This window comes from Candidatus Methanoperedens sp., from assembly GCA_027460525.1.
Classification (GTDB): Archaea; Halobacteriota; Methanosarcinia; order Methanosarcinales; family Methanoperedenaceae; genus Methanoperedens.
This window is the reverse complement of record JAPZAS010000012.1, coordinates 82452-92563: the sequence shown is the minus strand read 5'-3', so window position 1 is coordinate 92563 and position 10112 is coordinate 82452. Positions and strand designations below refer to the sequence as shown.

The 10112-nt window shown below is 44.1% G+C and carries 10 protein-coding genes; 1 reads left to right on the top strand and 9 read right to left on the bottom strand.

The genetic code is table 11. The features are described from left to right. Positions 1 to 1431, top strand: a 1431-nt coding sequence (locus O8C68_03855; protein ID MCZ7394942.1) for a hypothetical protein, incomplete at its 5' end; no start/stop codon positions are given. A gap of 228 nt (positions 1432 to 1659) precedes the next feature. Here the strand turns inward: O8C68_03855 and O8C68_03850 are convergent. From O8C68_03850 to ahaH, 9 genes are all read right to left on the bottom strand, one after another. Continuing rightward, complete coding sequence (locus tag O8C68_03850) at positions 1660 to 2280, bottom strand: V-type ATP synthase subunit D (GenBank protein ID MCZ7394941.1); 621 nt, start codon at positions 2278 to 2280, stop codon at positions 1660 to 1662. A gap of 7 nt (positions 2281 to 2287) precedes the next feature. Continuing rightward, positions 2288 to 3676, bottom strand: a complete 1389-nt coding sequence (locus O8C68_03845) for an ATP synthase subunit B (protein MCZ7394940.1) — start codon at positions 3674 to 3676, stop codon at positions 2288 to 2290. Position 3677: 1 nt separating this feature from the next. Then, positions 3678 to 5414 carry an ATP synthase subunit A gene (locus tag O8C68_03840; GenBank protein ID MCZ7394939.1) on the bottom strand — a complete coding sequence of 579 codons (1737 nt, stop codon included), beginning with the start codon at positions 5412 to 5414 and terminating at the stop codon, positions 3678 to 3680. A gap of 68 nt (positions 5415 to 5482) precedes the next feature. After that, the gene (locus O8C68_03835) at positions 5483 to 5782 is read right to left on the bottom strand and encodes a V-type ATP synthase subunit F (GenBank protein ID MCZ7394938.1); all 300 of its coding nucleotides are present in this window, start codon (positions 5780 to 5782) and stop codon (positions 5483 to 5485) included. Continuing rightward, positions 5783 to 6802, bottom strand: coding sequence for a V-type ATP synthase subunit C (locus O8C68_03830; GenBank protein ID MCZ7394937.1), 1020 nt, complete (start codon positions 6800 to 6802; stop codon positions 5783 to 5785). 8 nt (positions 6803 to 6810) lie between these two features. After that, positions 6811 to 7362, bottom strand: a complete 552-nt coding sequence (locus O8C68_03825) for a V-type ATP synthase subunit E (GenBank protein ID MCZ7394936.1) — start codon at positions 7360 to 7362, stop codon at positions 6811 to 6813. A 6-nt stretch (positions 7363 to 7368) separates the two neighbouring features. Then, the gene (locus tag O8C68_03820; GenBank protein ID MCZ7394935.1) at positions 7369 to 7596 is read right to left on the bottom strand and encodes a V-type ATP synthase subunit K; all 228 of its coding nucleotides are present in this window, start codon (positions 7594 to 7596) and stop codon (positions 7369 to 7371) included. A gap of 6 nt (positions 7597 to 7602) precedes the next feature. Beyond that, on the bottom strand, positions 7603 to 9576 hold the full coding sequence (locus tag O8C68_03815; GenBank protein ID MCZ7394934.1) for a V-type ATP synthase subunit I: 1974 nt from the start codon (positions 9574 to 9576) through the stop codon (positions 7603 to 7605). Then, positions 9569 to 9898: an ATP synthase archaeal subunit H gene (gene ahaH / locus O8C68_03810; protein ID MCZ7394933.1), complete on the bottom strand. Its 330-nt coding sequence runs from the start codon at positions 9896 to 9898 to the stop codon at positions 9569 to 9571. The genes O8C68_03815 and ahaH overlap by 8 nt, the downstream gene beginning before the upstream one ends. Between the last annotated feature and the right edge of the window lie 214 nt (positions 9899 to 10112).

Below are 10112 nucleotides of genomic sequence, written 5' to 3'. Positions count from 1 at the left end.
ATTTTGGAGGACGAATATAAGGAAAGCAAAAGATTAGGACTCGATTGCAGTGCTGCAGAATATGCCCATAAACTTTACGAAAGCAACCGAACAATTAATAACATTAAAGAAAGCCAGTATTATCTCAAGCAAGCTGCCGAGAGTTTTGAAAAGTGCGGTGATTATTCTAAAGCGGCTCGGCACTATAGCAAATTGGGGGAACATAAAAAAGCTGCAGAATGTTATAAAAAAGCCTCAGAAGAAGAAATAGATATGGAATATAAGAAATTTTATGAAGCATCTTTCTTTCATGAATATGCAGAAGAACTCATACAAGAGCATAACCGTGATAAATCCTATGAAATGTTGAGTACTGCTAAAATTCTCTTTGACGAGCTGGCTGATTTGACAAGCAATCACCATTTAAAAAATACAGGAATTTATTATTCCCGAGAAGCAAGAGGAAGACTTCTCGTACTTGACGCAATTAGTAAATATATTGATGTGTCTGATAAGGGAAAATTCATAAACGGAAAAATATTAGATGAAATTACAAATAAATTTATCAGAGCTCAAGAAATCTTTAAAGAAACCCTGAATGTTTGCCCTAATATAAAAGATGATGTAAAAACCCAACTACATGTAAATGTTGCGATGTGCGAGTTCTATAAACAATTTATTAATCTAGAACATGGTATGCACCCATTTGAAACTGGAACAACAACAGGTGTTAGTTCTATTTTGGGACATATAGGATTCAAGACGGAAAAAACTAAAAAATATAAGTACAGAATAGAGGATGAATTTGACAACCTAGAAAAAATCATTCTAGAAATAGAAAACAAATTTTTGAGTAATCATCAACTAAAGGCTGCTGAAAAAGCTAGATTGACCAAGTATACAATCATCGCATATAAATTTAATAAGAAGGAAAAAACTAAAGAAGCAGAAGAAAATGTAGAATATGCTGAGAATATTCTGAAAAGTGTGTATGGAAAAGATCTTACTGCACTTCATTTGGACGAAAAAATTATAGAACTAATACATATGTTTTTTTATACAGATTTTCAAGTTTCTGCACCGATGTGTGTTGCAGTAGATCCTGAGGTTTATAAGAATTGTATCGGATTTGAGCTGACGAAAGATATTCCTAAAAAAGCACAGCAAAATGATGAAATTTTGTTTACATTTAATATATATTCTAAGCCATGCATTAAAAAGCTGCCCAATTTGATTAATTTAAAACTGAAAATATCCCATATAGAATATGAGAAAGTGAAAGATTTACGGTTAGAGTTAGATGACATAATTCATGAACAATTTTTAATAAAGCTAGTTCAACCAGGAATAAATTACATTAGAGTTGAGCTTTTACACGAACAAAAAGATTGTAACAGAAAAATTCATACCGAAGAATTTGCTATTGACGTATCTCCGAACATACTTCAGTAACTAATATATAATGAGTATCTCAGTTCGAAATATATACTAATTTTTTGGATTTTAAGTTTTAATTTGCTTGTATAATTTGTAATTTTCTATGCTCCATCTATATAAATTAAAATAAATATTAATATATAGACTATCTTTATGCACCCACGTTGATGCTCCCGAATTCATTCGGGGGTCGACGCAACGATAAGTGTTTCATGCTCGAAATAGCGATTTTTCCAAAAGACGTTAACCCTTTATCCTCTTCAGCCTGAAGGTATTCTCCCGCTCCATCTCCTCAAGCCGAAGCACGATAAAATCCTTAGCTTCAGAGAGCTCGGGTATCACCTTGAACTCAAGGGCATTTACCCTGCGCTTTGTTTTTTCGATATCCTCAAGCAGCTTCTTCATCGTGGTCTCAATCTCAGCAGCCAGGATGATTTTCTCAACCAGGATTTCGTAGGTGTCAACTGCTTCATCTATGCGTGAAGAAGTGCCGATGATGCCGTAACCGTGCTCATCGAGTTTCTTATGCACGCTTGAAGCCGTGATTTTCGGGACAACGACGCCCATCACGTTCTTGCTCTCAAGCTCAAGCTTCGGGACGTCCTTAAGGGCAAAGGCTGTGGATTTCACCACAACAACGCCTTCCACTGATTTTGCGATGGCAAGCTTCTGCGATGCCACAGCGAATTGCTTCTCCACCTCAACTCTTATTCCCTTCGCTTTATCAAGTATCTCGAATAGTTCAAGTATCAAGCCGTCTCGCTTCATCTTGAGAAGCTTGTGCCCGCTCTGGCTCAACTTGATTTTCTTCTTAAGCTCGATAAGCTCGGAGCGTGTGGGATTTATGGTGTCCTTGATAGCCATAATATTCTTATTTTTCTTCCTTTGCCTTATGGGCAGGGTGATATTTCATTATGTACTTGTTATCTATTCTTGTGAGCTGCGCCTCGGGTAATTCTGCGAGAAGTTCCCATCCAAGATCAAGCGTGGTCTCGATGTCCCTGTTCTCATCCGCTCCCTGCCTTACGAACCTGTCCTCGAACATGTCAGCAAACTCAAGGAATTTCTTATCCCTGTCAGAGAGGGCGTCCTTACCCACGATGGCGACCAGTCCCCTCAAGTCTTTGCCCTCGGCATAAGTAGCATACAACTGGTCTGAGACCGCTTTATGGTCTTCCCGTGTCCTGCTTGCCCCTATGCCTGAGTTCATCAGTCTTGAAAGCGAAGGCAGCACATTGACCGGGGGATAGATACCCTTCCTGTGAAGCTCCCTTGATATCACAATCTGCCCTTCGGTGATGTATCCCGAAAGGTCTGGAATCGGGTGCGTGATGTCGTCTCCAGGCATGGATAATATGGAGAACTGCGTCACAGAGCCTTTTCTTCCTTTAATAACGCCTGCGCGTTCATACAGCGAAGCAAGGTCTGTGTACATATAGCCCGGATATCCACGCCTTCCAGGCACTTCTTCTCTTGCAGCGCCCATCTGCCGCAGGGCTTCGCAGTAGTTCGTGATGTCAGTAAGGATCACAAGTACATGCATGTCGTGCTCGTATGCAAGGTACTCAGCAGCCGTGAGGGCAAGCCTGGGAGTGATGAGCCTTTCAACCGCCGGGTCGTCTGCCAGATTCAGGAATACCACAGCCCTCTCAAGCGCGCCCGTCCTCTCAAAGTCGCGCATGAAGTACTGCGCCTCTTCATTGGTTATGCCCATTGCAGCGAACACCACTGCGAACTGCTCTTCCGAGCCTCTCACTTTTGCCTGCCTTGCAATCTGCAGTGCAATTTCGTTGTGCGGAAGACCTGAGCCTGAGAAAATAGGTAGTTTCTGACCGCGCACGAGTGTGTTCATCCCGTCGATGGTGGAAATACCTGTCTGGATGAAGTCCTTTGGCGGGAGCCGTGCATACGGGTTTATCGCTGCGCCTGTTATTTCAAGCCTGTCCTCTGGCACGATGCGAGGTCCGCCGTCCAGGGGTTCTCCCGAGCCTGAGAGTATCCTGCCCAGCAGGTCTTTTGAGACCGGGAGCTTGATTGTTTCTCCGGTGAACCTGACGCCGCATTCCTTGTTAAGCCCTCCCGTGCCTTCGAATATCTGCACCACGACCACGTCGCCGGAAGTATCAAGCACCTGTCCTCTCTTACTTGTGCCGTCGGGAAGAGAAATATTCACGAGTTCATTGTAGCCGACAGGCTCTGTTTTCTCTACAAAGATGAGCGGTCCTGCTATTTCCCTTATAGTCTTGTATTCTTTTGTCATGTTACTTACCCCTCAGTTTGGTAAACTCTTCTTCCATGCTCTTTGTAATCACGGCAAGTGCGAGGTCAAAGTCTTTCTCGAATTTGACTTTTGCAAGGTCGTCCTTTGATTTCAATTTCATTATGTCTTCGATAGCGGCACCGGCTTCAAGCGCGGACTGGGCTTTGTCGCCCCATGCTGTGATAGCTTTCAGGAGCTTGTACTGCTTATCCATGGGGCAGAAGGTATCCACTTCATGATAGGCATTCTGCTGCAGGAAATATTCCCTTACCATCCTTGCAATCTCAAGCGTGAGCTGCTGGTCTTCAGGAAGAGCATCAGAACCCACAAGCTGCACGATTTCCTGAAGCTCGGCTTCTTTCTGGAGCAATTGCATCGCATCATCCCTGAGTTTTACCCATTCTGAAGACACGTTCTTGTCATACCACTCGCCGAGCACCTTTGAGTACAGTGAATAGCTGTTAAGCCAGTTTATGGCCGGGAAGTGCCGCCGCTGTGCGAGCTTGGCGTCAAGCGCCCAGAATACTTTAACTATACGCAACGTGTTCTGGGTAACGGGCTCCGAGAAGTCACCTCCAGGTGGTGAAACTGCACCAATGACAGTTATCGAACCATCTCTTCCAGAGAGGGCTTTCACCTTGCCGGAACGCTCATAGAATTCCGACAGCCTTGCTGCAAGGTAGGCTGGATACCCTTCCTCGCCCGGCATCTCCTCAAGGCGTGATGAGATCTCCCTCATCGCTTCCGCCCATCTCGATGTGGAATCCGCCATAAGTGAAACATCGTATCCCATGTCACGATAATACTCGGCAATGGTAATCCCGGTGTAAACAGAGGCTTCCCTCGCAGCTACGGGCATGTTCGAGGTATTGGCAATCAGCACGGTCCTCTCCATTAAAGGTCTGCCAGTTTTCGGGTCTTCAAGCTCAGGGAACTCGCTCAGGACGTCCGCCATTTCATTGCCTCGCTCCCCGCACCCGATGTAGACAACGATCTCGGTATCGCTCCATTTTGCCAATTGTTGTTGCGTCACGGTTTTTCCGCTTCCGAAAGGTCCCGGGATTGCTGCAGTCCCGCCTTTTGCTACAGGGAAAAGACCGTCGAGGATTCTCTGACCTGTGATCAATGGCGTGTTCGGCATCAGTTTCTTGCCCACGGGTCTTGGTTTCCTCACAGGCCATTTCTGCATCATGGTGAGTTCTTTACCGTCGCTGAGAGTGCATATCACCTCATCGACCTTGAATTTACCGCTCTTTATTTCATCAACCGTTCCCGAAATAGTTGGAGGGACAAGTACCCTGTGCTGGATATTCTGCGTTTCCTGGACAGTACCTATTATATCCCCGCCTTTCACTTTGTCGCCTTTGTTCACCGTCGGAACGAAGTCCCATTCCTTCTCGCGTGAAAGACCGTTTGCTGAAACGCCGCGTTTTATGAAGTCGCCCATGGTATCCTTTAAAACAGGTAGAGGACGCTGGATTCCATCGTATATACTCTCAAGCAGTCCTGGTCCCAGTTCTACTGACAGGGGCATGCCCGTGTTTTCCACAGGTTCGCCGGGTCTTAATCCTGAGGTTTCTTCATACACCTGTACCGTGGATTTCTCGCCCTCTATTCCTATGACCTCGCCCATCAGTCCTTCCTTTCCGACCTTCACTACGTCGTACATTTTTGTATTTAAACCGCTTATTATTACGACCGGTCCTGATATCCTATAAATTTCACCTTTATTTTTCATTTTCCAAGACACCTTCTTAAATTCCCTAGTCCCCCGAATTAATTCGGGGGTTATCGGGGTTTCAATCTTTACTTCCAGAGATCAACACCTACCGCCTGCTTTATTTTTTCTCTCAGGTTCGTGCTCTCACCCTTGCCGCCGATAGCTATCACCGTGGGCTCAACCGAATCATCCAAGGTTTTTTGCATGTTCAGGGACAACTTTTTCATATCATCATTATGAACAACGAGAATTCCCACGTTTTTGTCCTTCAATACGCTCTGTATTTTAGCTTCAAGCTCGCCCGCAGATGCGTCATAGGTTTTTCGTATGCCTGCAAGCCTGAAACCTATCACAAAATCACTGTTTCCTACAATTGCAATTTCCATCTACATCACCAGGTGTGCTTTTATTATCTCTTCGGGAAGCATCGTCTCTTTTCCGCGCACGATTATCCTGAGGTTATCTACTTCGATCTTCTTGCTTAATATGTAGTCAAGAACAGGAAGGATTGAAAGCGGGTAGTAATACGATATCTTGGAAGCATAGACAAGACCATATTTATCAAGCCGGGTTTCGATATTTATGAGAGAAGTCAGTTGATCGCTGATGTCGGATATTGCTTTCCAGTAAGAATAATCCTCAAGAGCGCGTACGAATTCGACAAGGGGCATGGCTGCAAGTCTGGCAAGGTCAGCCTCTTTTAGTTCCATGCCGCCCGGTATAAGCATCTTCATTATACTATCGCGTTCCATAGCTGCGCGTTTCATCCTGAAAAGGATTTTAAGGTTTTTCAGGTCTATTTCGGTCTTCAGGAATTTTAAGAACAATTTATTCCCCGTGGCTGCGACCGCTTTAATGAGGCTGGAATAATACATCTTGTCCAGGTTATTCTCTATGTCAGCTAAAACTCCTTTATACCCTTCAAGTGCAGGATAATACGGTGTTTTTGCAAAGGCTGCGATTACGCCCTCAACCGTGCCGATCTTTACAATCTCGCTCAAATCCCTGTACCTCACTTGCCCTGCAGAGACTACACTTTCAAGGATTTCCTCCTCGCTTGCACCTGAAAATTTTCCCCTGATAATGGTTTTTATATTCCAGATATCCCAGTAGCGCAGATATTCGGTGATCAAAAAGTTGGCTTCATTCTGCGACACTTCTATTAATTTGCGGTAGGTCAGGGCTAAATTCTGGTTCAGGGCGTGTTCAAAAAGGTCGGTACCGCGGTACTTTTTCCCAAGTTCATCGACATCTTTTTTATACTCTGATTCCCCAATAAACCGGGTTATCTCGGGTATTTCCATGTTGAGGAATTTGGGGTACATCTCCCTTGGAATTAGTTTGCTTTTCATAGCCCGGACTCTGGCTACGATATATGCATATTTGGCGCCGTCTGAAACTCCCATTCCTTATTTCACCCGAACAAGATATCAGAAACCTGCTTCAATGACTGCTCACTGACATTTTTTAAAATCGTATCGTACTTGAAGTCCAGGACTTCTGTCCCATCCACATTCTCTATAACAACGCCGCCGATACAGTCAATCTCAGCTGCATGCTCAAGTTTTGTAAGTTTTTTGACCACCTGCTTGTCTTTGCTTCTCGAATATATCCTGGCGTTATTGTTCTGGTTTTTTTCTATAATCGATTTCAGAAGCTTCTGGTTTTTTTCAGCAGGGAGCTTTTTCACCGCTTCTTTAGCAGCCTCAAATACTTCGTCAAGAATCTCTTTTCGTGCGTTGAGTATCCCTTTTTTGACTTCAAGATTTGCACTGGATAGTTCCTGCTGCCGCAGCCTATCTATTTCTTTCCTGACTGCTTCTTCTTTTGCAGCTTTGAGCTTAGAAGCGCTGGCTTGCGCCTCTGCAATAATCTTCGAAACTTCAAAAGAGGTCTCTTCGCTTATCTTATCTGCCTCTGCCCTGCCCTTAGCCTTAATTTCTCCAACTATCGCATCAAGTCCCATAATACTCTAGAACACGAACAGCAGTATCAACGCTACTACCAGACCGAATATGACGATTGATTCCGGGATAACGGTCATCAGCAAGCCCTTACCGAAAAACTTCTCATCTTCAGCCATTGCTCCCACTGCTGCCGCACCAATTGCCTGTTCACCGAGACCCGCGCCTATGCCTGCGAGTCCTACTGCCAGTCCTGCTCCGACTGCTACAAATCCCATTTGTGATGGATCTACCATATTTTTTTATTCCTCCGTATATTTTCTATTATAACCAAAGGGGCTGTACTTGGTACCTCCGCCTTCATAAAATTTAGTGAAAAATTCCACGTACTGAAGCCTGAGTGAGTGAAGCCCTGGACCCAGAATCCCCAGCAGCAGGTTTATTAGATGACCGATGAAGAGAATAATCACACCAACCAGCGCAAATCCAATTCCCTTTCCGAGCAAATGTCCACCAGGGCTGATGAACAGGTTCATGGAAAGTGTGTTTACTGCAAGAGCTATTCCTGCCGAGGATAATCCGATTGCAAGTATCCTTGCGTATGAAAGGATATTGCTCAGCAGCGTGGGTAACTCCATTATGGAGATGAATCCTTCACCTTTTATCAAAAGTATTATCCCTATTAAAGCGAGTCCAATTCCTCCGGCAAAAAAAGGATCGTCCAACCTGACAGGCGACTTTGAGATTAAAGCCGGCATTAATCTTGCTATGGCTGCGACTCCGCCGATTAATATCGCCATCCAGCTTCCTTTCTCATAAATGGCATGCTTTAATCCATGCTCTATTGTGATATTCCTAAACCCTATGACGAGTCCGAGAAGAACATGCATTATTCCTAAAAGAAACGTTATCAGAAGCAGCGGCTGTACGGATTCAAACCTCTGGACTGGTATATGGATTCCTGCAATGGTGGGACCTGCTATTCCGAAAATCCCGTGTTCCAGTTCTCCCTTTACTACCACGTTGAAAAGCGGAAAACCAAAAAATTCTCCGTATATGACACCGAATATGACTGAAAACACTGCACAGAGGAACAATATCAACGCAAGTGCATTGAGCCCACCGGTTTTGAATTTATTTTTGATTACAATCGCAAGAGCTGCTACGATAATGCCATAACCAACATCTCCAAGCATAATTGCATAAAAAAGAGGGAATGTAATGAAAATCAGGATTGACGGGTCGATCTCCCTGTATTTCGGAGTTGCAAACGTGTCAATCAACAGTTCAAACGGCCTTGCAGCCAAGGGGTTTTCAAGCTCGATGGGTATTTCTTCCTCTTTTACTTCCTCTTCGATTTTTGTCAGGTAAGCCAGCCCTCCGGTGCTTTCCTGCAATTCCTTTTCTATTTCATCGTATTTTCTTGAAGGCACCCATCCGTCAATGATGAAGGCATTGGGGCTCATGGCAAACCGCAGAGGCGCTTCAGCCTTCTGTGTTTCGATGGAGAGGTATTCATCCGCTGCCATTATGAATTCTGAATACTCTTTCTTGATGTTATCAAGCTCTGATTTTATGGAGGCATGTTTCTCCTTGAGAATAGAAACCTCTTTTGTGAGTTCATCGAGTATAACCGGCGGATTCCCTTTTAGCTCGGGGACCTTTAATTCCACATACGAGCGCTCTTCCTGAAGGAGTTTTTGAACCTCATCAACGAATACCGCGGGAATAAAGAGCGCGAATACCTTTCTTTTTTCGTATTCCCCTGTGAATAGTTCATAGTTATTCGTTATTTTGGTGAGCCCTGGTTCCAGGTCTCCTTCGATATATCCCGTATAGACTTTCAATGTCTCATAACCCGCATACGCATCCAGAGCTAAAGGAAGCTCGAATAAGGGTTTAACAGAAAATATCAGGTCTTCTTTTTCCTTGATCTTAAATTCTATGCTCCTTAATTCATCGGAACGGGCTGAGACTTCTTTTTGAAGCTTTGTGATTTTTTCATCGATCTGGGAGGGCAATTCCTTCGAGCTCTGCTTTAACCCCGGTTCTTTTTCCCTTACCCCGAGCTGGTTTGATATTGCCCGCAGCGTAAGGAGATACTCCGAAAGCTTGGAGGCGGGCTTCAGGGGTTTTCCGATCTTGAAACTTTCTGTCTCCTCTGAATAATCGGTGACATGCAGCGCGTTTAACCTGTGAAGGGTGGATATCGTGGCTTCCATAAGGTCTTTTGTGCCTGCGATGGCTACCCTTGTCATTTTTGTGGGTTTAAGCATCTGCTGCAGCCCTCTCGAACTCGGTTAAAATGAATTTTGTAGCTTTTGAAGTATTCTTTTTTGCCTTCTTTTTGATTTCCTGGGCTTCCAGAGCGCCTTTTTGTATGAGCTTTTCTTTTTCTTCTTTGATGATTTCCCGTGCTTTGCCCATCTCGCCGGCAGCTAACTTAAGGGCTTCTTCTTCGGCTTTTTTGATAAACTCCCTGGCTTTCGCTTTTGCTTCGGAAATCCTCTGGTTTCTGGCTTCGTTTGCCTGTGCGACAAAATTTTTAGCCTCTTCTTCTGCATTCTTAATCTCAGATAAAATTTCAGCCCGTGTCATTGCTTATCAAATCCAGAATAATAGCTTCGTTTTGACCTTCTTGCATAAGAGAGCACCTACTTAAATTATTCGGTTTTACATCGGCTTCTGCAAGGGCGCATCATTATTTTTAATGAAAAATCGTTTTATTTATTTACCATGTACTGTGAAGTCCTTAGGCAACTATAACTGGAGTTAGGTGCGTTTGTTTTAAGAAAAAAACTTTAGTTGACGG

Coding starts and splice junctions, on each gene's coding strand:
- O8C68_03815 (MCZ7394934.1), bottom strand. CDS start 9,576: ATGCTTAAACCCACAAAAATGACAAGGGTAGCCATCGCAGGCACAAAA.
- O8C68_03845 (MCZ7394940.1), bottom strand. CDS start 3,676: ATGACAAAAGAATACAAGACTATAAGGGAAATAGCAGGACCGCTCATC.
- O8C68_03820 (MCZ7394935.1), bottom strand. CDS start 7,596: ATGGTAGATCCATCACAAATGGGATTTGTAGCAGTCGGAGCAGGACTG.
- O8C68_03825 (MCZ7394936.1), bottom strand. CDS start 7,362: ATGGGACTTGATGCGATAGTTGGAGAAATTAAGGCTAAGGGCAGGGCA.
- O8C68_03850 (MCZ7394941.1), bottom strand. CDS start 2,280: ATGGCTATCAAGGACACCATAAATCCCACACGCTCCGAGCTTATCGAG.
- O8C68_03840 (MCZ7394939.1), bottom strand. CDS start 5,414: ATGAAAAATAAAGGTGAAATTTATAGGATATCAGGACCGGTCGTAATA.
- O8C68_03830 (MCZ7394937.1), bottom strand. CDS start 6,802: ATGGGAGTTTCAGACGGCGCCAAATATGCATATATCGTAGCCAGAGTC.
- O8C68_03835 (MCZ7394938.1), bottom strand. CDS start 5,782: ATGGAAATTGCAATTGTAGGAAACAGTGATTTTGTGATAGGTTTCAGG.
- ahaH (MCZ7394933.1), bottom strand. CDS start 9,898: ATGACACGGGCTGAAATTTTATCTGAGATTAAGAATGCAGAAGAAGAG.